This is a genomic window from Klebsiella sp. OBRC7 (assembly GCF_000293135.1).
Lineage (GTDB): Bacteria > Pseudomonadota > Gammaproteobacteria > Enterobacterales > Enterobacteriaceae > Klebsiella > Klebsiella michiganensis.
In genome coordinates, this window is record NZ_ALNJ01000027.1 from 156,049 (window position 1) to 179,384 (window position 23,336).

The following is a 23,336-nucleotide window of genomic DNA, read 5'->3' on the forward strand; positions in this document are numbered from 1 at the left end:
TTCCCACAGGAAAAGGGTAACTCAGGCTATAGCGCCACCGCCATCGATGAGAACGGTTGAACCTGTAGCATAAGGGTTTCCGGCAACATAGAGGATAGCTTCAGCTATATGCTCAGGCAGACCCAGCGTCCTGGCGGGAAGTGTTGACGCTGCTTTTTCATACATAGACTGCCGGGCAGATTCCTCCACACCATCCCACAGAGGGGTGGCGATGAGACCCGGAGAGACTGTATTGACCCTGACTTTAGATGAGGCAAGTTCCAAAGCAAGCCCCCGGCCCAGAGCTTCCAGGGCTGCATTGATTGCCCCCTGTAAAACCGGCGTTGAAGGCCGGACACTCAGAAAGCCTGAGACAAAGGTCAACGAACCCCCTTCGTTTATCTGCACGTGTCTTGCTACCCTGTAAGCGCCCCAGAACTTACTGTTCATGGCCTGATGTGCATCATCAAGGGGCAGCTCACGCACAGGCCCGGTCGGGGTCTGGGCCGCACTTACCACAACGTGATCGAAGCCACCGGCTTCCCTGAAGAAACGCTGTACAGCTGAGTCGTCAGCAGTATCCAGTATTGCCGTTTCGGTATGATGACCGATACGGGAAGCTGCCGACTGAAGCTTAGAAAGATTCCGTGATGCAATAGTGACATGTGCTCCGGCTTCTGCGAAAGCCCGGGCTGTTGCCTCGCCAATCCCGGAGCTGCCTCCAACGACCAGAATTTTTTTATCCGTGAAATGATTTGTCATGATTATCCTCGTTAACATTACGTATTTTGTTGCCTGACCTTCGCCGAAGCGACTGCGGATTAGCTAAATTTCGGGTCTTCAGAGCTAAGCCACGATGTTGGTTTTCAGGGGATCAGCCGCAGCCTGCGCATATTTTCAAGATGTTCTATGAGCACATCATCAGAGCGGCGGGTCATGCCGGTGAAACCCGCCTGACGCGCTTTAGTCACATCGAAAATGGCATCGTTCTGAACATGAAAAATGAAATCACCAAAGCTGCCGAGAGCGATACGGTTTACGTCAGGTTCAATGAGTGCTTTATTCTGCGCCACAGAGCGCCATACAGAACTGAGGGCTGGCACGCGCTGTGCCAGTGAGATCGGTTGCGGCTCTCCGGCTTCGATACCAAAAAAATCCGCCAGTCTTGGCCAGACATGTGCCCAGCGGAAGATATCTCCGTTAGTGATGTTATAGGCACCGTCGGCCCCCTGCTGAGCAGCCCAGAGTGCGGCCTCTGCAATAACTTCAGCGCTGGTAATATTGATCAGGGCATTGCGATAGGCAGCTTCCGGTCCAGGGAAATTCATTGCCGTCCCCGTTTCCCTACAAAGCGTCCCGTATACGCCAATGAGGTTCCCGAGATTCATGGGCGAGCCCAGCGAGTGACCAATAATGATATCAGGGCGTAAAGCTGTCCATTTTATACCCTCAGACTGCAATGAGATTGCAAAGTCCTCATGGCGGAAATAGAGATTTGGCGGAAAATGGCGGCTGTCGCTCTCCCTCGCCGGAGTCTTGTAAACGCCAAACTGAGCACCGTAAACCTTTCCTCCCTGAATGAAGATAATTCTCTCCAGCGGAGCATCGGCACTGCGCAGTGCTGCAACAAGGTTTTCCAGCATCGCCGCATTTTCGTCTGCCGATGCAGCAGGATCTGAATTAGGCTTAAGTGCTGTATACACCAGATGCGTAACCGTTTTGAAATAATGGGCTCCTGCCTTAAGCGACTCCGGTTCCAGCAGGTCAGCTGCTACGTGATCGTTCAGCGTGTCGCTGTTGTCACTCCTGCTGAGGGTAGTGATATCCCATCCGGCGTTTTCAAATGTCTGAACGGCTGCTCGCCCCAGAATGCCACTACTTCCCGCGATCAATACGTGTTTTTTGCTCATCTGATTTCCTCAGTACTTGTTACAAACAGCGCATTCATTTTTGAAAATTGTTTGGATTACCGTCCAATGCAAAGCGCCGGTTAAGATTGGTATGCTTAATTTTATAGTTACCATGAAGAATAACAATTGACCTATAATGCAATAGATTGTTAACCCAATTGGTAACTAAAATGGCTTTTGAGAACTTCGCGCTTTTACGCTTTTTTATTGATGTGATTGAGGAAGGTTCGATCTCAGGGGCAGCCCGCGCGCATAACATTTCTTTGCCTGCGGCGAGCCGAAAAATGCGTCAGCTTGAAAACGTCTTTGGGGTAAGGTTGTTGCAGAGAACCACAAGGCGACAGTCGCTTACGGAGGAAGGGGGATTGCTTTACGAGCAGGCTGTGCGGATCCTTGGCGATCTGGAAACGCTGGAGCACATGCTCAGGCAAAACAGCAGAGAAGTTGCGGGTGTTTTACGTGTGACCGCACCGGTATCATTAGGCCGTCGAAGGATTACCCCATTGTTGGCCCAGTTTGGCGCTATGTATCCGGATCTGTCGATCCACTTAAAACTGACAGATACGGTGCTGGATCTCGTGGCTTCAGGCATGGATGTGGCGATACGTTACGGCGCAACTGAAGATTCGTCCTATGTCTCCAGACCGCTGGCAAATAATTATCGTATCCTTTGTGCTTCCCCGGAGTATGTGCAGGTTCATGGCGTTCCGGCATCGCCTCATGAACTTATAAGACATCGCTGTCTGCACTCTGGTACCGAGTCGTCGGTCGACTGGTCGCTGGGAGACCTCTCCGTACGAATTAACTCTCCGTTCACGTCAAATGACGGAGAGGTTATCCGTCAGCTAATGCTCGATGGGCATGGTATTGCTCTGAAATCGATCTGGGACGTTGCGGAAGATATCGAAAGCGGAAGGCTCTGTCAGATCCTTCCGCAGTATCAGTCTCAGGCTGCGCCTCTTCACGCCATATATCCCCACAGACAACATGTGCCTCCCCGGGTTAAGGTCTTTATTGACTTTTTAATTAAAAATATCCGCGAGCCAGATATTTATGCGAAAGGATCCGGTGTGGAAAACAGGAAACCTGATTAACTGAGCGCCAGCAGGCTCTACTCTCCGGGATGATTTGTCCAGAAGAGTAGAGGTGAAGGGTTTTAGTTCCGGCTAATTGGCGGAAATCCGTGCTTGCGGGCGATAAATACAATAATAAACGTGGCAGCAAGTAATATGAGAAGCGCCGGAGGAAACGCAGCCACGCCCATATGATTGAGCAGTAATCCGCCAATCAGTCCGCCTCCTGCAATGGCGGTATTCCAGACGGTCACAACCATGGATTGGGCCACATCAGCGACATCACCAGCCGTTTTTGCCATTGCCGTCTGGAAGAATGTTGCTGCACCGCCAAAGGCCAGTCCCCATGCCGCAATCGACGCATAGGTTACGGCCGGTATGTGACTGGCCACACCCAGAGCGGCGGCTGAAAGGGCGAACAGAACGGTACTACCCAGCGTCAGTCCTCTCAGGTGCGCATCGATAAACATGCCTGTCACCCAGATACCCAATAACGAAGTGATCCCAAAGAGAAGCAAAGCAATGTCGGTCTGCCCCCCGATACCTGACGCATTGATAAACGGGGCGATATAGGTGTACAGGATATTATGTGCCAGAACGAAGGTGAGCACAGCGAGCAGTACCGGACGCACTCCCGCAACGCCCAGAACACGATGTAACGGAAGGCGCTGACTGTTCTTCTGACCCGGGAAGTCCGGGACACGGATATAAATCCATAGCACGAGTAACAACGCCATTATGCTCATAATGCCAAAACACATTCTCCACCCGACCAGGTTGCCAAGGAAAGTCCCCGCCGGTACGCCAAGCGAAAGCGCAAGAGGAGTCCCAACCATTGCAATGGCAATGGCTCTTCCCTGAAGGCTTTCAGAAACCATCCGGGAAGCATAGCCGGGTAATAATGCCCAAAGTAATCCTGCCGCGATACCGGCAACAAAGCGGGCACTCATCGTAAGAAAATAGCTGTCCGAAAAAGCGGTGATCGTATTGGCAACCACGAATCCGGCCATCGCCGTTATCAGCAACGGTCGACGACGACGCATCCCCTGGGTCATCACGGTTAACGGGATCGCGGCCAGAAGAGAGCCTATGGCATAAATCGTGACGAGCTGGCCAGCCATTGCCTCAGAGATATTCAGCCCGGAACTGATTTGTGGCAGCAGACCCGCAGGAAGAGCCTCGGTGAGTATTGTAACAAACCCGCCCAGGGCAAGCGCCAGCAGAGGTATGAGAGGGAGTCGTGCGCTTGTGGCTCCAGAACGGGTTATGGATGAACAGGACATATTATTGCCTCAGGTTTGTTGCCATAAGCCCCTGGAAGGTCACTTACAGCCGTGTAATTGCTGAATGTGACTATTTTTACTGCATTCTATTCCTGAGACAATAATGCTATTGTTCATAACATTTGAGATTTAATTTCACAAATAAGGTGTGTTATGGCACAGCTGAGCGGCATAGATATTTTTGTACAGGCGGCAGAAGCAAGGAGCTTTTCTGTGGCTGGTCGACTGTTGGGCGTCACGCCATCAGCGGTGGGGAAAAGCATATCCAGGCTGGAAGAGCGTCTTGGCGTTCGTCTTTTTCATCGAAGCACTCGTAGCGTTACGTTGACGGCAGAAGGGGGCCTTTTTCTGGAGCGATGTCGTCGGATCCTCAGTGAAATAGAGGCGGCAGAGCTTGAACTATCAGAAACGCAGCAGGCCCCCAGAGGCAAACTGCGTGTCAGCCTGCCTCTGGTTGGTATGCTGGTTATGCCAGCACTGACTGACTTCATGCATCGTTATCCGGCAGTTGAAATGGATGTTCATTTCTCCGACCGGGTTGTAAACGTAATCGAGGAAGGGTTCGACGTTGTTATGCGCTTCGGAGAGCCTCATGATTCGAGGCTGATGTCCAGATCGCTGGGACAGTACAGGCTGCATCTTGTTGCCTCTCCGGGTTATCTGGCCCTGAGAGGTACCCCTGATAAGCCGGGTGAGCTTGTCAACCACGCATGCCTTCAGCACAGATTTCCCAGTTCGGGTAAGTTTGAACCCTGGCCGTTTAAGCAAACGGAAGAAATTGCAGATTTAGTCCTGCCTACTTCAATGATTTGCAATACTTCAGCGGCTCTTCTGGATGTTGCCAGGGCCGGGCTGGGTATAGCTTGTCTGCCGGACTTTATGGTTCAGGAGGCGATAGACAAAGGAGAGCTTGTTACCGTACTGGACGAACATACTGAGCATCATGGAACACTCAGATTATTCTGGCCATCGAGCAAGTATTTGTCTCCAAAATTACGCGTGTTTATCGATTTCATGGTTGAACAAATATTTGCGCAGAAAAATTTCAGATTAACGCAAGAGTAGAGTTTATGAACTTATGAAGAAAATAGCGCTTAAACATAATGCAAGAAACGAAGGATTAATGGGGACTTAACCCTATGAATTTATGGGAACTATCGAAGTTCATGAAGCAATAGACCTATGGAGGTTGTGCAAGAAACGAGATGGCTATCCTAAATCATAACGTATTGATTTATCAGTTAGTGGGAGTGTCTTATGAACTTATTTACCACAGTAGGTGATTTAACATAATATACATTATGCGCACCAAGATAGAGGCAGCAAGATTACGCGGTTTTGATCAGAACTCAGTTAACCATCCCGGGATTCTGCTCATGGCCCATTCAGCGCAGTTTTTTACTTTGGATGAAGTTAACCCATTTTGTCGACCGGCAACTGACAACGCAGATGGCCGCGCAGCGCCTGGATATCTTCGCTCGTCAGTGCCGACGTCTTCTGTCGCGTTACCGTGAATCTGGCCCGCCTGGTATGGCTAACCGCCGTCGAGGAAACCCCAGCAATAATCAGTTGCCTGATGGTTTTGCACAGTACGCGCTCAATATAATCCGAGATCGCTATACCGACTTTGGCCGATGCTGGCGTGTGAAAAGCTTGCAGAACTGCACGATGTCCACCTGTAGAAAGAAACTGTCCGGTCGCTTATGGTTAAAGCCGGTCTCTGGATCCCCCTCAAACAACGTGCGCCGAAAATTCAGCAGCCACGTTATCGTCTTGCCTGTTGTGGTGAGTTGATCCAGATTGATGGCACGCTCGATGCCATGTTCCTCGACTACGAAGCGGCCAAAGATTATGCGACCCGCTTCAGGCTGGTCACGGCGGCGAATATCCCTTCTTTCGACGCGCTATTGACCATGCTGGCTTCCCTGCCCTACCTACGAACACCTCTCGGAAATCGTTCAGGGAACAATCGCAGATGTAAGAAACCGCCACGCCATGATGGTAACGTTCACCGTCCTGTGTAAAACCCAGTTATTGCCTCTGGCCATGACTGTGTAGTAAATTTGGCTGTTGATTAGGTGCAGAGCAATGATAGAGCGTTTTCTGCGACACGATAATTTTACGCACTATGAAGGTTAAATTTTGAAAGCAACAAATTTTTCGGAATTAATAAAGATAGCCGCTCTGCAGCTTTTTAGAGAAAAAGGATTCAACAATGTCTCCACCCGCGATCTTACACAAAAGCTTAATATTTCCAGAAGCCACATCTATCATTATTATAGTAACTGGGAAACATTAAAAAAATCGGCCATAAAATATATGTTTGATAATGACATAGAGGAATGTCATGCAACGTTTAAGGCCTCGGAAAGTATGAGCCCAACTGACAGGGTCAGGCTGTATATCAAAACGCTGTTACCTGATGCGCCATCAGCGCACTGGCTGCTCTACCTTGAACTCTGGCCGATGGCCGCGCGTGACGATGATTATGCTAATTTGGTTCATAATCAATCACTGCAATGGATCAATATACTCGAAGAAATCATCGACTCCGGAATTAATGAGGGCGAGTTTTTCTCGATAAACGCTTCGGTATCCGCCAGACAAATAAATGCATTAATAGATGGATACTCGAGTTTGCTGATCCTCGATTATTCAAAAGAAAAAAGAACCACTTTTCTTAATGAAATATATGAGATTTCTTTTAAAATCCTTGGTAAACCCTTCTGAAGCGCATGAAAAGCCCGCAGTTGAAATTAGCGCTTGTTTATGTCCAGATAGCTTAAAATGCGTTTCATTTTACTTTCCGCTGTGGTGTTACCCGCAACTCGGGCATCTATCCATGTCTCATCAGCTTCAGGGTGAGGCCCTGATAATATGACATATCCTTCCCCATATTTATATCTGGCGATAGCGACATCGCCATTGTCGTAATAAGCTATCGCCTGGAAACCAGCGTTTGAGGTTGTGTTATTCAGATAGGGGCCATCCTGATAGTAAAAAGGTTCCTGTTTATTATTCCATTTCACTTGCAAGGTGTAATCCCCCTCATCATAGGCGCGTGAACCAGGTCTTCCCACTTCTGACTCAAGGGGAGCATCAATGAGCCCAATCCAGTCTTTATCGGCAAGATACGCACCCATGCAAATGCCAATAAAATCTTTGCCGCTTTTCACAAATTGACGGATAGCCTCAGCGCCATCATCACCAATGATGTCATAAGAACCGGGTATATCCTGACCGCCGCCGGGTTGAATGTAGATATCGAATTTTTTAAGCGTTTGCTCATTCACTTTCAGCGTTTCTTTTTCACCCACATAAGCGATGTTCAGCGGCAGGCCAGTACCGACGAGCGATTTCACCACCATTTCTGAACACCCCGCGCACCCGGCGTCTCCCCTATAAACAGCGATGCGATAAGTTTTTGATGGTGAGGCATTTGCTAAGGTTGGTGCGGAAAAAATAGAGAAAGTAAAAGCCAGAGCAAGGGTAATCATATTTGCTCTCTTCAACTGAGTTTCCTGGAAAAAAAGTGGCATTACGCTATTCCCCTTGTCATAGAGTGTTTTGTAAATCATTAAGAACCATTTTTACCATTCTAAATGCATGGCATAAAATTAGAGCGGTCGCTCAAATTTAACTTTGGCGTTGATTTTGTCAAGCGTTTTTAAGCGCAGCAAAAAAAAGTTAATACGTAAAAAAGTGTAACTCCGACAAAGTTGTATAAATTTTTTAGTGAGATGCAGGCGACATACGACAGGATAAAAAAGCAGAAACAGCAGTATCCTTGAAATCATCAACTAAGGTATAAGGGCTAATTAACAGGCGCTGTCCTGAAAGCCATACTTAACTGAACAAGACATTTTTTTTTCGTGATATGTCCGTGAGAGTATGCATCGGCGAGTACGAGGCAGATGAGAAACGGCGATGGCCCGAATCGTATAAAGACGCAAACCTGAAATTCCGGATACCGCGCTTCAGGACATCGCTCAAGACGCCAATAGCGGGCAGTATCCGGACGGTACTATCGAACGCCGGGCCAACGGTACTACCCTGCCCTTTATGACCTGCGGCCGGCTATCTCACCCACGCACTTCTCCCTGAAATTTAGCATCGTCGCGGTTAATGTCGAAAATTTGCCACCTGACGTGGTTGGCATCGAGGGTGAAAACTGCCGTGGCAAGGGTGTTCTCCTCATCTGGATCGTCCGCAGCCAGCCGGTAAATTGGCAGTTCGGCGTCATGGGTATCTGAGAGAATGGCTTTTGCCGCCGCGGCGTCAAACGGAGGTTGCGTTTCGCACCACTGCACGAGGCGTAACTGCCGCGACGCTGAACTGTCGGTAACGATCTGCTCAACGCCAGCCAGTGCCGCATGCACCAGATGATTGGCATGCCCGGCCATCGTCGTCAGGGGTAGAACGGAGCAGCCTTGCCCGGTGGCCTCAACGCTGAACAGCCGCGCATCGCCCAGCTGCCCGAGCGTATGGTGAAACGCCCCGGATCTCGGCTGGCCGGTAAGTATAGTGATGGCCTCGTCGAGAGTGTTCGCATTCAGCGAGGCGCGAGCCAGGATCTGACGCGGTAATCCCTGCGGACGATGCACTGCACGGATGTTATTCACCGTGTTAACGATACCTTTTTCATTCACCGCAAAGGTGTGGCCGCAAATCGACCCCGGATAGGCAAAACTCGTAAAGCTCAGTCCGCGACTCGGAGTAATGGTAGCCAGCAAGCATTCATTCCGTAACTGAGGAAAACCGTCTTCATTGTGCGCGATAATCCGCTCGCCTGCGGCGTTTACCCCGGCCACCGTCGTACAGCCATCCGACGTTGAGCGCACCAGATCGCCACGGCAGTTCCAGGCAAAGACCTGATCAACAGTGGCCTCCAGCCCCTGCGCCAACCCCTCCAGCTCCTGCCAGATGTGCGGATAATGCCGCTGCACCTCGGCGCGCATTATCCGGGTCTCAGGGGATGCCTGCAGGGTCATCACCGTTTGCCACAATGACGTGAGGATCAATTTCTGATGCCATGCTTCACGGCCAAGCTCGCCAAGGCGCAGGCCAATCTCAAACGGGGAACCACTGATGTCGATTTTCTTCATGTGATGGATTCACTTATGTTCATGAAACGTGCTGTAAAAATTCTTTCAGGCGCGGATTGCTACTGGCATTCAGCAGGATATCAGGTGGGCCATCTTCAGCAATGGTTCCACCATCGATAAAAATCAATCGAGAGGCCACATCGCGCGCAAAGCCAATCTCGTGCGTCACTATAATCATGGTCATCCCTTCATCCGCCAGTGAACGCATCACTTTTAATACTTCATGGCGCAACTCCGGATCGAGCGCAGAGGTTGGCTCATCAAACAGCATCATTTTCGGTTTCACCGCCAGCGCGCGGGCGATAGCCACGCGCTGCTGCTGGCCGCCTGAAAGCTCCGACGGATAGTGCTCGGCCCGTTCGCCCAGGCCGACACGTTCCAGCAGCGCCAGCGCCTGTTCACGGGCTGCCGCTTGACTCATTTTGCGTACACGGATAGGCCCAAACATCACATTTTCCAGCGCCGTCAGATGCGGAAACAGATGAAACTGCTGGAATACCATCCCCGCTTCGCGGCGGATTTCGCACTCGTTGACGTGAGGATCGGTCAGGTGCATTCCGGCAACCAGCAAGGTGCCGGAGGAGATCTCTTCCAGCTTGTTGATACAACGCAGCAGCGTCGATTTACCTGAACCTGAAGGACCGATAATCACGACCACTTCACCGGCATCAATTTTCAGATTGATATCGTGCAGCACCTGAGTGGTGCCGAAATGTTTAGCGACCGCGCTAAATTCAACCATGCTCATAAAATATGGATCCTTTTCTCCAGTTGCTTCAGCAGGAAGCTCAGGCAGAGGGTGACGGCAAGATAAATCAGGGCTACCGCTGTCCAGACCTCAAGGGCACGGAAGTTCCCGGCGATGATCTCCTGCCCCTGGCGCGTTAATTCCGCGACGCCGATAACAATGAACAGCGAGGTGTCTTTAATGCTGATAATCCACTGGTTACCCAATGCCGGGATCATGCGGCGCAGGGCCAGCGGCATAATCACGTGCCATAACGTTGCGCGCTGCGATAATCCCATCGCAAGACTGGCTTCTTTAAATCCTCTATTGATGGACAAAATTGCGCCGCGCGTAATTTCCGCAATATACGCGCCGGAGTTAATAATAATGGTGACCATCGCGGCCGTGATGGGGTCGATACGAACAGGCAGAATCATTGGCAAGGCAAAATAGATAAACATCACCTGTACCATAATTGGCGTACCGCGAATCAGCTCGACAAAAATTAATGATAACGTTTTCGCGATGCCGCCTCCCAGTGCACGACAGACTCCTGCCAGCAGACCGATGATAAAGCCGCCCGCCAAACCGACCATAGAGATCAATATTGTCAGCTGCAGCCCCTGTAATAATAGCGGCAGCGATTCCCATATATATTTCGTTTCGAAATTCATAATGCGGTCTATTACTCTTGGTTCTGGCCGGGGTTACCCGGCCCGGCGGGGATTATTTAGGTTGCTTGTTAAACCATTTGAAATAAATCTTGTCGTAGGTGCCATCCGCGCGTAATGCGTTTAACGCGGCATCGACCTTCGGCGTCAGGCTGCTGTTTTTCTGCAGGGCAAAACCGTATTTCTGCGGCAGAATGCTGTCCGTTTCTCCGGTCGATTTTACCTTACCGCCACCTGCGGTTTTCACGTAGTAGAGTACGTTCGGGGAGTCGTGAACGACCGCATCCAGATTGCCTGCCTGCAGGTCGAGATAGGCGTTATCAATATTGGGAAATTCGACATAGTCGGCTTTATATTTTGATTTCATAAAACTGGCCGCGGCGGTGCCCTGCTTCAGCCCCACTTTTTTACCGGCCAGCTGGCTGAATTTGGTGATGGAATTATCACCACTTTTCACCGCCATTAGGAGATCCGCATCGTAGTAACCGTCGCTAAAATCAACGACCTGTTTGCGAGCATCGGTAATGGTGATCCCGGCCATTGCCACATCTAAATTACGCGATTGCAGCCCAGGAATTAAACCGCCAAAATCCATAGGGCGTAATTCGTAGCTGACATTCATTTTCTTCGCAATGGCTTCCCATAAATCGATATCAAAACCAACATATTTATTGCCTTGTTTAAATTCAAAGGGAACGAAGGCAGTATCCACACCGACTAATAATTTATCTTGTGCCATGACGGCAAAACTCGCCGAACAGGCAACCAGTGCCAGGGTAATCTTTAATTTTTTCAATAATGCAGACATAATAATCCTCAGCGTAATTAAGACAGCAGACAGGAGTTTTCGCGCAATACCCTAAAACTGATATTGGCGTTGAGAATAAAAACAGTATCCCTACATTCGCACGCGATATAAAAATGAAGGCGTGCGAATTAGTTATGCGGGAAGAATAAAATCCCTGGTGTCGGGTACTGGCGTCTGCGCGCCGTTCATAATCATTGAAAGAAAGCTGTAATAACCGTTGATGCCAATCAGATCGACAACGCCCTTTTCCCCCCAGAGATCGATTGCCTGTTGCCAGATATCATCGCTGACTTTTTTATGCTGATGCAGCTGCTGGCAAAAATGGTAAACCACCCATTCATCAGCCGCCAGCGCCTCTGGTTGACGCCGTTCATTAATTGCCTGCACCGCCTGCGCCGGGATCCCTTTTTCCCTGGCTATTGGCGCATGAATGGCCCATTCAACCGACTGCGACCAGTGACGCGCGGTCAGCAGGATCGCCAGTTCTGACAACCGCTGCCCCAGCGCGCTGCGGTAGCGCAGATACTCCCCCATTCGCTGCGCATGGGCCATCAGTTCCGGGCTGCGCAGCAACGGTTCAAACGGCGGCAGCAGCGCGCCGCGCGGCCCGTTGATAATCTCCTCCGCAAGCTGGCGTTGTTCATCGCTCCACTGCTGTTCTGACAGCGCAGGTAAACGATTCATGGCTGACGTCTCATCAGTTTATGCGTCTCTTCGCTGATGACCTTGTGCAGGGTATCCACCACGAAATCGAGTTCCGACCGGCTGACAATAAACGGCGGCGCAATCAGAATATGATCGCCCCGCTGGCCATCAATGGTTCCGCCCATCGGATAGACCAGCAGCCCGTGCGCCATGCACTGCGCTTTGATAGCCGCATGCAGCTTCAGCAGCGGATCGAATGCCGTTTTGCGCTCTTTATCGCTTACCAGCTCCACGCCGGCGAACAAACCGCGACCGCGCGTATCACCGACATACGGTAATCCTCCGAGCACATCATGCAGCGCCTGCTGCAAATACGCGCCCTGCTGCTGCACCTGCTCGAGCAAACAATCTCGCTCGATAACCTGCTGCACGGCCAGCGCAGCCGCTGCGGCTGTCGGGTGGCAGATGTAGGTGTGACCATGCTGGAACATTCCGCTACCGGCTTGCAGCGCGGCGACGATTTGCTCACTGGCCAGCACTGCGCCAATGGGCTGATAACCCCCGCCTAAACCTTTTGCGATGGTCACGATGTCAGGGACAACGCCATCCTGTTCAAAGGCGTGCAACGTGCCGGTACGGCCCATGCCGCACATCACCTCATCGGCGATATACAGAATGCCGTATTTATCACACAGCCGACGAACGCCTTGCAGATAACCCGGCGTAGGCGGCATTGCGCCGGTGGTTGCGCCAACCACCGTTTCGGCGATAAAACCGATAATTTTTTCCGGCCCGGCGTCCAGAATTGCCGCTTCGAGTTCGCCAAGTAAGCGCTCAGTATATTGCTGCTGGCTTTCACCCGCCTCACGGTCACGGTACTCATTACAGGCCGACACGCGCACCACATCCATCAGCAGCGGCGCGAACTGGCGGCGGCGCCACTCGTTACCGCCAACGGCCAGCGCACCCAGCGTATTGCCGTGGTAGCTTTGTTTACGGGCAATAAATAGCGTGCGATCCGGCTGCCCGATCTCCACAAAATACTGGCGCGCCAGCTTCAGCGCCGTTTCAACCGCTTCCGATCCGCCGGAGACGAAATAGGCATAGTTCAGGGAACCGGGCGCGGTGCGGACAAGCTGCTCTGCCAGTTGTTCCACCGTATCGCTGGTGAAAAAGCTGGTGTGGGCATAGGCCAACCGATCGATCTGCCGGTGCATCGCTGCCAGCACATCCGGGTGGGCATGACCCAGACAAGAAACCGCCGCCCCGCCGCAGGCGTCCAGATAGCGTTGACCACTGGCGTCGGTGATGTAAGCGCCCTGGGCACTGACTGCCACTGCCGGGGTGGTACGGAGGCTGCGGTGAATGATTTGACTCATGCTTTTATCCTGCTTTAGAAATCGCTTTCGCGTAAGTTGAAAGCATCTTGCAGGATCCATTTGAATCTCGTCAATTCAATAATGATTCAAATGTATTTAATTTTCTTATGATAAAAGCAAATGAATCATTTATCAGGATTTATCGGGCATCACATACGCCCCGGAGCGTTGCAGATAACGCTCTGCGCTCTCAATTTTATTCACCGCCTCCCTACCGTGGCGGGCAACCAACATCGCCAGCAAACACTCGGCGACGCCCATACCGGACACTATCGAAGGGAAAAAAGAGGGGCTGCTGAGGGAGAAAAGCAACGTGCAGTCCGCCGTTTGCGCCAGCGGCGAAACCGGTGAGTCGGTGATGGCGATAATCCGTGCCCCGGCCTGCCTGGCTGCATTGAGAACGTCGAGAGATTCGCGGGAATAGGGAGAAAAGCTGGTCAATAGCAGGCAGTCTTCCGCGTTGATCTCACGGGTGAAGACTTCGATATTACTGGCCAGCCCGTCAATCAGCGATACCTGGCGACTGAACAATCGATAGACATAAAACAACGACCAGGCGATAGGAAAGCTGGCGCGGAAGCCGCAAATATAGACCTGCTTCGCTTCATCCAGCAACGTAACCGCTTGCTGCATAGCGTGTTGATTCTCTGCCTGAGTGAATGCCAGATTGGCCTGATGCGCGAGGAACACCTCTTCGTACAGCGCGGGCTGCGTTCCTTTCGCGATCAATTTTTCAGCCTTAGATACATATGTATCATTTCCTAAGCCAAGATCGTCGATAAATGCACTTTTCAGCTCCCGCCAACCGTTATAGCCCAGACGCTGCGCCAGGCGTAGCAGCGTGGCAGGCTTAACGCCGGCTTCCGTGGCGAAGGCGCGCATTGATTGCACCACCAGTTGGTTGGCATTTTGCAGGGAAAATTCCGCCGCGCGCTGGAGTTCGGGCGACAGCAGGCTGAATTGGCTCACAATATTTTCACGAAGATTCATGGCGTATCGTTATCATCCGTAAGAGTGGCTGCGGCGAAACCGGGCCGCAGAAAGGGATATATATAACCATAATTCGCCGTAATTGCATTATGGCAGAGACGGAGGCTCATCCCTGCGCCACGGCGTATCGCCCCAGGCGATTGATCCGAAGCCTCTTTATTCGGCGCCTGAAACCGCGGGATTCGCAGGAACGAGCGTCTACCCAACTCTTTGATGGCATTGGAAAAAAACATTGTCGCCGCTATCGCAAAAGAGAAATTATTCGCTTTATTTATAAATTGGCTTGCTAAATAATTAGTCAGGTTTTATTACGCAGTAGAGGAATTAAGATGCGTTTCAGTACCATGCCCGACAGTGAAATTATTTCTGAACTGTGCCGAAGAATTAAAGAAACGCGTATACAGCTGGGCCTGTCACAGATTGAGCTGGCCGAACGCGCTCAGGTCGGCGCGGCAACCATTAAACGCGTTGAATTAGGCGAATCCGTTACCCTCAGTACGCTGATTGGTATTTTGCGCGGTCTCGATCGTCTGCACCAGCTGGAGTCGATTTTATTTGACTCGCACATGCGTACATTTAAGGCGCAGCTCAATGCCGGTCCCCCTTCCCGTATCCGTATTCGGAAAAAAACGCATCAGCCAAAAGAGAAATTGCCCGCCGCTGCCCAGACCAACGAGGCTGACGCCACGATTAACGAATGGTACACCTCATCGGCTTCTAACAGCGTGGTGTGGTCTTTTACGCCGTCCGACGGCGAGAAAAAAAGCTAACAGGTTTCAGATGATTTAAAGATCAGGGAAGAGAAAACCGCCTGCGGCTCAGGCAGGCGGCTTTTAGGGGACTCAGGATTCACACACCGCGACTTTAATCGCCAGACCGCCCCGGGCGGTTTCACGGTACTTGGCGTTCATGTCTTTACCCGTCTCAAACATCGTTTCGATAACTTTATCCAGTGAGACTTTCGGATCGCTGGTCCGGTACATCGCCATACTGGCCGAGTTTATCGCCTTCACTGCCGCAATCGCGTTACGCTCGATGCACGGCACCTGCACCTGGCCGGCCACCGGATCGCAGGTCAGACCGAGGTTATGCTCCATGCCGATCTCCGCGGCGATGCACACCTTCTCCGGACTGCCACCCAGCAGCTCGGCCAGTCCGGCAGACGCCATCGAGCAGGCCACGCCCACTTCGCCCTGGCAACCGACCTCAGCCCCGGAAATGGAGGCATTCATTTTGTACAGAATGCCTATCGCGCCCGCCGTCAGGAAATAGCGCATATAGATTTCCGGCGTCACCTCTTTGATAAAACGATCGTAATAGGCCAGTACCGCCGGGACAATGCCGCAGGCGCCGTTGGTCGGCGCGGTTACCACTCGCCCGCCCGACGCGTTCTCTTCCCCCACCGCCATGGCGAACATATTGACCCAATCCATCGCGCTCAGTGGCGTAATCGACTGGCTCTGCGGCGCCAGCACGCGGTGCAGCGCAGAAGCCCGGCGCGGCACTTTCAGCGGCCCCGGTAAAATACCTTCCGTATTCATCCCCCGGTTAATGGCGTTTCTCATGGTCTCCCAGATTTTCGCCATATTTTGCTCAACGTTCTCCCGGCCGTGGCGGGCGATCTCGTTTTTCATCATCACGGCGGAAATCGACAGGCAGTTGTTCTGGCAGTGCGCCAGCAGGTTGCGGGCAGAATAGAACGGAAACGGAATATCAACCTCCTCCTCCAGGTTCTTACCAAAGTTTTCCTCCGTGACGATAAAACCGCCGCCGATGGAATAGTAAGTCTGGAAGTGGACGATTTTGCCATCGCAAAACGCCGTAATGCTCATCCCGTTTTCGTGCAGCGGCAGAAACTCACTGTGAAAGCGCATGCATTCCGCCACCGGGAACTGTATCTCGCGCTGGCCCTCTTCAATACAGAGACGATGCATGGTGTTGACATCGCGAATAATGCCCGGAATGGCGTCGATATCAACGGTATCCGGTAGATACCCTGACAGACCAAGAATAATGGCGATATCGGTATGGTGACCTTTACCCGTCAATGAGAGGGAACCATACACATCCACCACCAGCCGAGTCACTTTATGCAGCAGGCCTTTTTCCTGCAGGGTATCAACAAACTGTTTACCCGCTTTCATCGGCCCAACGGTATGTGAGCTGGACGGTCCGATGCTGATTTTGAAAATATCGAAAACGCTAATCATATGGCACCCACGCGGTTACATAGCAAAACGGATGCGCCGCCGGTGACAGGCGGCACTGAAAACTTAGCTGAACAGAGAGAAGAAAATAGCGGAGATGGCAATCAGTCCCATTACCACCACAAACGCGTTGCTGATGTGGCCGCTGTACTTGCGCATGGCCGGTACTTTGTTGATGGCATACATTGGCATCAGGAACAGGATCATCGCGATGACCGGGCCGCCCAGCGTTTCAATCATCCCCAGGATGCTGGGGTTCAGGGTGGCAACAATCCAGGTGGTCACCAGCATGAACAGCGCGGTGATCTTATTCAGTTTGTTGATTTCGATCGATTTCCCTTTTCCGCGCAGTGACTTAATCACCATGCCGTTGAAGCCTTCACGCGCGCCGAGGTAGTGGCCGAGGAAGGATTTAGTAATTGCAATCATCGCGATGATCGGCGCCATCCAGGCAATCACCGGCGCGTTAAAGTGGTTCGCCAGATATGAGAGGATGGAGATGTTCTGCGCTTTCGCTTCCGCCAGGTTCTCCGGGGAGAGGCTCAGTACGCAGCTGAACACAAAGAACATCACCGTCAGCACCATCATGATGTGGGCGAAGCCCAGAATACGGGAGCATTTGCGCTCGGCGTCCTGGCCATATTCTTCACGTTTAGCCACCGCAAAAGAGGAGATAATCGGCGAATGGTTGAAGGAGAAGACCATGACCGGGATGGCCAGCCACAGAGTCATCCACAGACCATTTCCCGTTGCCGAAGCGCTGCTCAGCGACAGCGTATCCAGTACCGCGCCGTTCCATTGCGGGATCAAATACAGCGCCAATACCATCAACGCGAACACGAACGGAAACACCAGCACGCTCATGGCCTTAACAATCATTTTTTCGCCAAAACGGACAATCCCCATCATGCCGACAATTAAAATCAGCGACAAAATAGCGCGCGGCGGAGATACCAGACCAAGCTGGTGAGTAATAAAGCTATCGACGGTGTTGGTAATAGCAACGCTATAAACCAGCAGAATCGGATAAATAGCGAAGAAATAAAGCAGCGTGATAAGCTTACCTGCACCGGTGCCGAAATGTTCTTCCACCACTTCGGTAATATCTTCTCCCGGATTTTTGCCCGACAGGACAAAACGGGTTAAACCGCGGTGGGCAAAAAAGGTCATCGGGAAGGCAAGAATGGCCATGATGATTAACGGAATTAAACCGCCAACCCCGGCGTTAATTGGCAGGAAAAGCACCCCTGCACCAATTGCGGTACCGTACAGGCCCAGCATCCACACGGTATCACTTTTTCTCCAGCCGCTGCTCTCGCGAGCAACGAGGGTATTTTGAACGGTTTCCATAATATGGCCTCAGTAATATAGAGTAGGGTCAAATTAATTTGACTCTGATTCAGGTAATAAAAACGCTGTGTTTGTTTGGCTATTTTATAAAATGCAACTATGCTGATTCACTAACAGCGATCACATAACCTGATTTATAGTGGCATCTTTTAACGCATCAAAATTAGTACTGAAATATTATTATTTTTTAAAGTATCACTTTTAATACGTTATTATTTATATGGGTGTACCTAACTTGCCGGATATTTATATAATTCACGTGCAGAGATAACAACCACTATTTGTCATACGATTAATAAAACGCAAAAATCAGGGGCAAGGAAATAAACGCCCTCCCCCTCAATTTTCGCTAAAAGCCCTTGTAGTGCTCTTTACTCAGGCCATATTTCTTCATTCTGAGATAGAGTTTTTTACGCGGAATAAGCAGATACTCCGCCACTTCATTAATGCGCCCCTGATGGAGATTCAGCGCTTCGGTGATGATCTGCCGCTCTACGTCCTCAACACGTCGATCGAGCGGCGTCGGCTCGCCGACGTGCATCAGCGGATTCACCGTATCCGCGAGCGGTAATACCCCCACCGCATACAGTTCGGCAGCGTTCGCCAGTTCGCGGACGTTGTTCGGCCACGCCCGACGTATCATTCCTTTTAACAGATGGCTGTCCACCTCCGGGACGGAATGATTCAGCCGCTGACAGGTTTTTTGCAAATAGTGGTGGAATAGCGGCTCGATATCATCAGGCCGCCTTGACAGCGGCAGGCAGGCAATTTGCGTCATCGCGAAGCAGTAATAGAGTTCCGCCACGATCTGGCTACTGCCCGCCAGCGCCACTAGCGAAGCGCTGCCGATACCAATCAGGCGAAAAGGTCGCTTCTCATGGCTCTGCGCCTGTACCAGCTGATGTTGTTGCTCATGAGTCAGGTGCCCCGGGTGGCTTAATACCAGCGTTCCGCCCTGCGCCTGCGCGATCGCGTCATTCAGCTTATGGGCGTTGGCCGCAGTCAGTTCGCAGTAGATAAAAGGGCCTTCGGCGTTACGCCCCAGCTGGTGCAGGTAACGCGCGCCGGTCATACGCCCGGTTCCCGCTTCGCCGTAAAGCCAGACCGCAATATCCGTCTCTGCCAGCTGCTGTAAACGCTGGCGATACTGTTCCGTCCATTGGCTGCGCCCGATCAGCTCAACCCGTAATTTTTGCTGGCCGTACTGGCGACGCGCGATCACCGCTTGCCGCTGGCGCAACGCGGCGTCCACCAGCGAGAGCAGCTTTCCCGGATCGACCGGCTTTTGCAGAAAATCCCAGGCCCCCTTTTTCACCGCATCCACCGCCATCGGTACGTCGCCATGCCCGGTGATAAGCAGAATCGGCAGCTGCTCGTCATCCTGATGAAACAGCGTCATCAAATCGATGCCGGAGCAGCCGGGCATGCAGACATCGCTCAGCACAATGCCGGGCCAGTCCTTGTGCACCCACGCCCGCGCATCAAAGGGGTTATCGCAGGCGTGGACATGATAACCCGCTTGCTCAAGCAGCTGCGTATAGGCATCCAGCACGTCGCGATCATCATCAATCAGCAGAATCGAACACTCATTACTCAACATCATTTACATCCGTTAAATTAAATTGCAGCACCACGCAGGCATTGCGCGTTAACGTCGACGCCAGGCACAGCGTCCCTTCCATTTGCGTCATCAGCGAAACAGAAATCGACAGCCCTATCCCCAGCCCCACATCTTTGCTGGTGGTGAACGGCTTCAGCAGTGACGGTAGCAAGGCCGCAGGCCAGCCGGGACCGTTATCGGCAATCAACACGCACAGGGTGTCGCCGTGGATTTGCCAGCTCACCGTTATTTTCGCCGCGTTCGGACAGGCGTCGAGCGCATTCGACAGTACGTTGACCAGCACCTGATGAACCCGCACTTCATCGCCGCGGATCCAGACGGTTTCATCCGGTATCTCCAGCGTCCCCTGCTGCGGCTTATGGCGCATCGCCAGCAGTTCCCACGCCACCGTAAACGTCTGACGCAAATCAACCGGATGCAGCGGCGTTTCCAGTTCAGCGCGGCGGGTAAACTGACGCAGCGAGCGGATAATCGCGTCAATGCGGTTAATCAACCCTTCCGCTTTACTTAACGTCGCCCGCGCCTGCGCCGTCTGTCCCTGCTCAATCGCCCGTCCTGCCGTAAACAGATACATCGACAGCGCGTTCAGCGGCTGGTTGATCTCATGCGCCAGGGTGGTCATCGTCTGCCCCACCACCGCCAGTTTAGCGGTCTGGATCAGCTCGTCCTGGGTGGCGCGAAGATCGGCCTCAATCGTTTTTCGCTCGCCAATCTCCTGTTCAAGCTGGTGTTTTTGCGCGTTAAGCTGACCCAGCGTATGGCGAAGCAAACCGGCAATACGCCCCAGCTCATCCCGGCCATAAACCGGAATGGTGGCATCCGTCCGGCCTAAACCAATCTGCACCACCGCCTGGTTCAGCGCGGTAAAGCGTTTCACCAGCCGCGATCGGATGAAATAATGATTCAGCACCCACGCCAGCAGCAGCGCCAGCAGCGTCGCCACCAGAATCAACCCGCCGCTCACGCGGACAATCTGTCCCATACGCTGATTAAACATCTGCATTTGCTGATGACTGCTGCCAAGCTGGGCTTCAAGCAGCGTCCTGAAGCGCCCCAGCGTGGCTTCTCTGGCGCGACTGGCATCCACTAACGCTTTTTGCGCGGTAACGTAGTCGCGCATGGTATCCGGCATCTTATTTTTCACCATGCCGATTTCCAGCAGCTCATCTATCGTTTGTCGCAGGGTGATCGTGCTCGGCCAGTCGTCCAGCGCGCGAATATTTTCATCCGACGTTTTCTTCAGGTTTTCGAGATAGCGGATATGCGTCTCCACCAGCATGCCGTCATCATTTCCGGATTTCAGTTCATTAAGCCTGTCGCGCAGGTCGTCAACGATTTGATTCTCAATGCGGGCCAGCGTATAGACCTGCTGCTGTTCGTTCTGGACTTCTCTGGAACGCTTCAGGTACTGCGCCGCGTCGCCCTGGCGGGCTTCTATCTGATCGAGCAGCGTTCCCTGCTGCCAGGTAAAGTCCTGCACCAGTGAATTCAGCTCAGTGGTAAAATCATCGTGCAGCCAGTCGATACGCGCCGAGAGCTCCCCCACCTTTTCGCGTACCAGAAACATGTTGTAGAGCACGCGATCCAGCTCCGACAGCAGCGCGCGGCTGTCCTGTAAAATCACCGCCAGCTGCTGGCGTTCCGCGGGTGACAAGCCCTGACTCAGCCGCTCGATTTTATCCAGATGCTGAATAATCTGGTTACGCAGCTGCAGGCGCACCGTGGTATTCGGCGCCAGCAGAAATTCATTCAGCTGATCGACCACCAGATTGAGATTGCCTTCAATCAGAAAAGCAGAGTGGATGCGGGGAAAATACTCGTCCAGCGAATAGCGTATCTGCGAGCTTTGCTCATGCCATGAATAGAGGCTGACGCTGCTGACAATCAGCGTCAGCAGCGCGCCCATCAGAAATGCCCCGCGCAGGCTGCTGCTGATACTGATTTGCCGCAGACGTTGCAGTATGGAACGGGCCATCATTTCAGCTCTTCCAGTTTATTGATCGCCTGCCGCTGGTTGTTGAGAAACCAGAGCTGCCACTCCATCATTTGCTGCTCCGCAAAGCTCTTATTATCGAACTTAGCCAGCCAGGCTTCATCCTCGCTGCTTGCCGGATCGACCGGTACGCCGGTTAGCAGCGCGCGTATCTCGGGCAGCGGACGCTTAAGGCGAGCCTCCGCGCTGTGCAGCGCTCGCCAGGCATCTTTCAGCTGGGCGAGACGAAAGCTGATCGCCGTATCAAACATCCGCTGAACCAGACGCTGACGCTTAAGGATCAGGCGATAGTTCAGCGGCGGCTGATTCATCAGCACCGCCTGCTGCGCCGCCCGTGGGTTGCCTGCCGTCAGCGGCGTCACCGGGTATTTCCCGGTATTCGCGTCGGCGAGGATCCGCTGGCCTTCCGGGCTCAGCAGATAGCGAATAAACCGCCGCGCCTCGTTGGCGTGCTGGCTATTTTTGAGCACCGCAACGTAGGTAGGCGACACCGCCGACTGCGGAAAATAGAAAAAGGCAAGGTGCGGATCGTTCAGCAACAGATTGGCATAGTTATCAATCACCGGACCGGCTACGCCCAGCCCGCTTTTGATCTTATCCGCCACGCCAAAGCTGCGGGATGAAATCGTCACCAGATTTCCCGCGCTTGCCAGCAGCGTTTGCCATCCCTTAAGCCAGCCTTTTTGTTGCAGCAGCGACTCCACCATCAGATGATTGGTGTCCGAGCGCGACGGGCTGCTCATCAGCAGCGCCCCCTGATATCGGGGATCGGTGAGATCGTCCCAGTCCGCTGGCGCAGGCAGATGCCGCGTCGCCAGCGCCGAGCGGTTAATCAGCAAGCCAAACCCCGACATCGCCACGGCAACGGAGGTGGCGCGGATGGATTCCGGCACCAGGCGTTGACTGGCCGCCGGCGCGCCGCTGAACGGCGCCAGCTTTTGATGCTCCTGAAGATGCTGCAGCAGCATCGGTGATGAGGTCAGGACCAGATCTACGTTCTCCGCATTTGCCGTATCAAGCAGCTGTTCCAGCGAGGCGCTGGTGCGGTTGAGGGTGCGAATCATCACCGACCCCGGCTCCGTTTGCCAGCGTGCGATAATCCACGCGGTGGCGCTGGGGGAAAATGTTGTCGCCATCACCAGTTCGTTACCCTGCGCCGCACAGGCGCTGAATCCGGCGGCCAGCAGCAGCAACGCGAGCATTATGCCGGGTGCCCGACTCCACCGCAGAAACATGTTTGTGATCCCGTTCATAAATATTGAAATACCGAAAAAAGAGCGTTGAGACAAAACTTACCCGTTTATGACGCCTGGCGGATTAATCACCGCTAGCCTCGAAATAGCCGCGCTGGCCTCCGGGAATATCAGCAAACATTACCAGATAATGAATGTGGAATTTGTTAATATCCGCACACGCCTGACATAAAATCAGCGGAAAATTAATTATTCGCTATTTCATTGATGATCAATGCGTTAAAAATAACCCCTGAATTCATCAGTTTGAGTCAATTTTGACCCATTTTGACGATTTGAGTTTTCTGACCACTTATTTCATTCTTCATGTCGAATACTCCTGATGTTCATATCAATATAAAA

The 23,336-nt window shown here is 52.4% G+C and carries 20 protein-coding genes and 2 pseudogenes; 6 read left to right on the plus strand and 16 right to left on the minus strand.

The genetic code is table 11. The features are described 5' to 3' along the window. Window positions 1–21 precede the first annotated feature (21 nt). Window positions 22–741, minus strand: a complete 720-nt coding sequence (locus HMPREF1144_RS06715; RefSeq protein ID WP_042927182.1) for an SDR family oxidoreductase — start codon at window positions 739–741, stop codon at window positions 22–24. Window positions 742–845: 104 nt separating this feature from the next. Continuing rightward, on the minus strand, window positions 846–1,889 hold the full coding sequence (locus HMPREF1144_RS06720) for an SDR family oxidoreductase (protein WP_009652188.1): 1,044 nt from the start codon (window positions 1,887–1,889) through the stop codon (window positions 846–848). 170 nt (window positions 1,890–2,059) lie between these two features. Between HMPREF1144_RS06720 and HMPREF1144_RS06725 the strand changes: the two genes are divergently transcribed. After that, complete coding sequence (locus HMPREF1144_RS06725; RefSeq protein WP_004850908.1) at window positions 2,060–2,983, plus strand: LysR family transcriptional regulator; 924 nt, start codon at window positions 2,060–2,062, stop codon at window positions 2,981–2,983. 62 nt (window positions 2,984–3,045) lie between these two features. Here HMPREF1144_RS06725 and HMPREF1144_RS06730 read toward each other — a convergent pair whose 3' ends face one another. Beyond that, window positions 3,046–4,245, minus strand: coding sequence for an MFS transporter (locus HMPREF1144_RS06730; protein WP_009652121.1), 1,200 nt, complete (start codon window positions 4,243–4,245; stop codon window positions 3,046–3,048). A gap of 153 nt (window positions 4,246–4,398) precedes the next feature. Here HMPREF1144_RS06730 and HMPREF1144_RS06735 point away from each other — a divergent pair, with 153 nt between their 5' ends. From HMPREF1144_RS06735 to HMPREF1144_RS06745, 4 genes and pseudogenes are all read left to right on the plus strand, one after another. Then, the gene (locus HMPREF1144_RS06735; RefSeq protein WP_004850911.1) at window positions 4,399–5,310 is read left to right on the plus strand and encodes a LysR family transcriptional regulator; all 912 of its coding nucleotides are present in this window, start codon (window positions 4,399–4,401) and stop codon (window positions 5,308–5,310) included. Window positions 5,311–5,652: 342 nt separating this feature from the next. Then, window positions 5,653–6,053, plus strand: a pseudogene (locus HMPREF1144_RS06740) (ISNCY family transposase); the annotation flags it as partial. Next, window positions 6,048–6,149: pseudogene (locus tag HMPREF1144_RS33910) on the plus strand (amino acid ABC transporter substrate-binding protein); the annotation flags it as partial. The pseudogenes HMPREF1144_RS06740 and HMPREF1144_RS33910, both read left to right, overlap by 6 nt. Window positions 6,150–6,387: 238 nt before the next feature. Next, window positions 6,388–6,975 (plus strand): TetR/AcrR family transcriptional regulator, encoded by a 588-nt coding sequence (locus HMPREF1144_RS06745; protein ID WP_009652159.1) that lies wholly within the window; start codon window positions 6,388–6,390, stop codon window positions 6,973–6,975. 26 nt (window positions 6,976–7,001) lie between these two features. Here HMPREF1144_RS06745 and HMPREF1144_RS06750 read toward each other — a convergent pair whose 3' ends face one another. The 8 genes from HMPREF1144_RS06750 to HMPREF1144_RS06790 all read right to left on the minus strand — a co-directional run bounded on the left by HMPREF1144_RS06750 (window position 7,002) and on the right by HMPREF1144_RS06790 (window position 14,570). Then, on the minus strand, window positions 7,002–7,784 hold the full coding sequence (locus HMPREF1144_RS06750) for a BPL-N domain-containing protein (protein WP_042927187.1): 783 nt from the start codon (window positions 7,782–7,784) through the stop codon (window positions 7,002–7,004). 543 nt (window positions 7,785–8,327) lie between these two features. Continuing rightward, window positions 8,328–9,350 carry an acyl-CoA--6-aminopenicillanic acid acyl-transferase gene (locus tag HMPREF1144_RS06760; protein WP_009652201.1) on the minus strand — a complete coding sequence of 341 codons (1,023 nt, stop codon included), beginning with the start codon at window positions 9,348–9,350 and terminating at the stop codon, window positions 8,328–8,330. Window positions 9,351–9,369: 19 nt separating this feature from the next. Continuing rightward, window positions 9,370–10,092 (minus strand): glutamine ABC transporter ATP-binding protein GlnQ, encoded by a 723-nt coding sequence (glnQ, locus tag HMPREF1144_RS06765; RefSeq protein ID WP_025106350.1) that lies wholly within the window; start codon window positions 10,090–10,092, stop codon window positions 9,370–9,372. Between the two features lie 2 nt (window positions 10,093–10,094). After that, window positions 10,095–10,751 carry a glutamine ABC transporter permease GlnP gene (glnP, locus tag HMPREF1144_RS06770; protein WP_004137039.1) on the minus strand — a complete coding sequence of 219 codons (657 nt, stop codon included), beginning with the start codon at window positions 10,749–10,751 and terminating at the stop codon, window positions 10,095–10,097. 52 nt (window positions 10,752–10,803) lie between these two features. Then, the gene (gene glnH, locus HMPREF1144_RS06775) at window positions 10,804–11,556 is read right to left on the minus strand and encodes a glutamine ABC transporter substrate-binding protein GlnH (protein ID WP_009652238.1); all 753 of its coding nucleotides are present in this window, start codon (window positions 11,554–11,556) and stop codon (window positions 10,804–10,806) included. 132 nt (window positions 11,557–11,688) lie between these two features. After that, window positions 11,689–12,240, minus strand: coding sequence for a carboxymuconolactone decarboxylase family protein (locus HMPREF1144_RS06780; RefSeq protein ID WP_009652153.1), 552 nt, complete (start codon window positions 12,238–12,240; stop codon window positions 11,689–11,691). Beyond that, window positions 12,237–13,580: an aspartate aminotransferase family protein gene (locus HMPREF1144_RS06785; protein ID WP_009652219.1), complete on the minus strand. Its 1,344-nt coding sequence runs from the start codon at window positions 13,578–13,580 to the stop codon at window positions 12,237–12,239. Before HMPREF1144_RS06785 ends, HMPREF1144_RS06780 begins: the two co-directional genes overlap by 4 nt. 132 nt (window positions 13,581–13,712) lie before the next feature. Continuing rightward, window positions 13,713–14,570, minus strand: a complete 858-nt coding sequence (locus HMPREF1144_RS06790; RefSeq protein WP_004850925.1) for a MurR/RpiR family transcriptional regulator — start codon at window positions 14,568–14,570, stop codon at window positions 13,713–13,715. 329 nt (window positions 14,571–14,899) lie between these two features. Between HMPREF1144_RS06790 and HMPREF1144_RS06795 the strand changes: the two genes are divergently transcribed. Beyond that, window positions 14,900–15,340, plus strand: a complete 441-nt coding sequence (locus HMPREF1144_RS06795) for a helix-turn-helix domain-containing protein (RefSeq protein WP_009652280.1) — start codon at window positions 14,900–14,902, stop codon at window positions 15,338–15,340. Window positions 15,341–15,412: 72 nt separating this feature from the next. On the opposite strand, the gene HMPREF1144_RS06800 is transcribed toward HMPREF1144_RS06795, so the two are convergent. The 5 genes from HMPREF1144_RS06800 to pgtC all read right to left on the minus strand — a co-directional run bounded on the left by HMPREF1144_RS06800 (window position 15,413) and on the right by pgtC (window position 22,943). Continuing rightward, a complete protein-coding gene (locus HMPREF1144_RS06800; protein WP_009652239.1) occupies window positions 15,413–16,780 on the minus strand; it encodes an L-serine ammonia-lyase in 1,368 nt (455 codons plus the stop codon). A gap of 63 nt (window positions 16,781–16,843) precedes the next feature. Then, window positions 16,844–18,127, minus strand: coding sequence for an HAAAP family serine/threonine permease (locus HMPREF1144_RS06805; RefSeq protein ID WP_009652134.1), 1,284 nt, complete (start codon window positions 18,125–18,127; stop codon window positions 16,844–16,846). A gap of 349 nt (window positions 18,128–18,476) precedes the next feature. Beyond that, window positions 18,477–19,727: a two-component system response regulator PgtA gene (gene pgtA, locus HMPREF1144_RS06810; protein ID WP_009652214.1), complete on the minus strand. Its 1,251-nt coding sequence runs from the start codon at window positions 19,725–19,727 to the stop codon at window positions 18,477–18,479. Next, complete coding sequence (gene pgtB / locus HMPREF1144_RS06815; protein WP_161506312.1) at window positions 19,717–21,711, minus strand: two-component system sensor histidine kinase PgtB; 1,995 nt, start codon at window positions 21,709–21,711, stop codon at window positions 19,717–19,719. The genes pgtA and pgtB overlap by 11 nt, the downstream gene beginning before the upstream one ends. A gap of 11 nt (window positions 21,712–21,722) precedes the next feature. Then, complete coding sequence (gene pgtC, locus HMPREF1144_RS06820) at window positions 21,723–22,943, minus strand: phosphoglycerate transport regulator PgtC (RefSeq protein WP_009652245.1); 1,221 nt, start codon at window positions 22,941–22,943, stop codon at window positions 21,723–21,725. Between the last annotated feature and the right edge of the window lie 393 nt (window positions 22,944–23,336).

Bases quoted from the DNA above. Each gene is read 5' to 3' on its own strand.
- glnP (WP_004137039.1), bottom strand. From the start codon at position 10,751: ATGAATTTCGAAACGAAATATATATGGGAATCGCTGCCGCTATTATTA.
- HMPREF1144_RS06735 (WP_004850911.1), top strand. From the start codon at position 4,399: ATGGCACAGCTGAGCGGCATAGATATTTTTGTACAGGCGGCAGAAGCA.
- HMPREF1144_RS06750 (WP_042927187.1), bottom strand. From the start codon at position 7,784: ATGCCACTTTTTTTCCAGGAAACTCAGTTGAAGAGAGCAAATATGATT.
- HMPREF1144_RS06725 (WP_004850908.1), top strand. From the start codon at position 2,060: ATGGCTTTTGAGAACTTCGCGCTTTTACGCTTTTTTATTGATGTGATT.
- glnQ (WP_025106350.1), bottom strand. From the start codon at position 10,092: ATGGTTGAATTTAGCGCGGTCGCTAAACATTTCGGCACCACTCAGGTG.
- HMPREF1144_RS06760 (WP_009652201.1), bottom strand. From the start codon at position 9,350: ATGAAGAAAATCGACATCAGTGGTTCCCCGTTTGAGATTGGCCTGCGC.
- HMPREF1144_RS06805 (WP_009652134.1), bottom strand. From the start codon at position 18,127: ATGGAAACCGTTCAAAATACCCTCGTTGCTCGCGAGAGCAGCGGCTGG.
- pgtC (WP_009652245.1), bottom strand. From the start codon at position 22,943: ATGCTCGCGTTGCTGCTGCTGGCCGCCGGATTCAGCGCCTGTGCGGCG.
- glnH (WP_009652238.1), bottom strand. From the start codon at position 11,556: ATGTCTGCATTATTGAAAAAATTAAAGATTACCCTGGCACTGGTTGCC.
- HMPREF1144_RS06730 (WP_009652121.1), bottom strand. From the start codon at position 4,245: ATGTCCTGTTCATCCATAACCCGTTCTGGAGCCACAAGCGCACGACTC.
- HMPREF1144_RS06785 (WP_009652219.1), bottom strand. From the start codon at position 13,580: ATGAGTCAAATCATTCACCGCAGCCTCCGTACCACCCCGGCAGTGGCA.
- HMPREF1144_RS06780 (WP_009652153.1), bottom strand. From the start codon at position 12,240: ATGAATCGTTTACCTGCGCTGTCAGAACAGCAGTGGAGCGATGAACAA.
- HMPREF1144_RS06720 (WP_009652188.1), bottom strand. From the start codon at position 1,889: ATGAGCAAAAAACACGTATTGATCGCGGGAAGTAGTGGCATTCTGGGG.
- HMPREF1144_RS06790 (WP_004850925.1), bottom strand. From the start codon at position 14,570: ATGAATCTTCGTGAAAATATTGTGAGCCAATTCAGCCTGCTGTCGCCC.
- pgtA (WP_009652214.1), bottom strand. From the start codon at position 19,727: ATGTTGAGTAATGAGTGTTCGATTCTGCTGATTGATGATGATCGCGAC.
- HMPREF1144_RS06795 (WP_009652280.1), top strand. From the start codon at position 14,900: ATGCGTTTCAGTACCATGCCCGACAGTGAAATTATTTCTGAACTGTGC.
- HMPREF1144_RS06715 (WP_042927182.1), bottom strand. From the start codon at position 741: ATGACAAATCATTTCACGGATAAAAAAATTCTGGTCGTTGGAGGCAGC.
- HMPREF1144_RS06800 (WP_009652239.1), bottom strand. From the start codon at position 16,780: ATGATTAGCGTTTTCGATATTTTCAAAATCAGCATCGGACCGTCCAGC.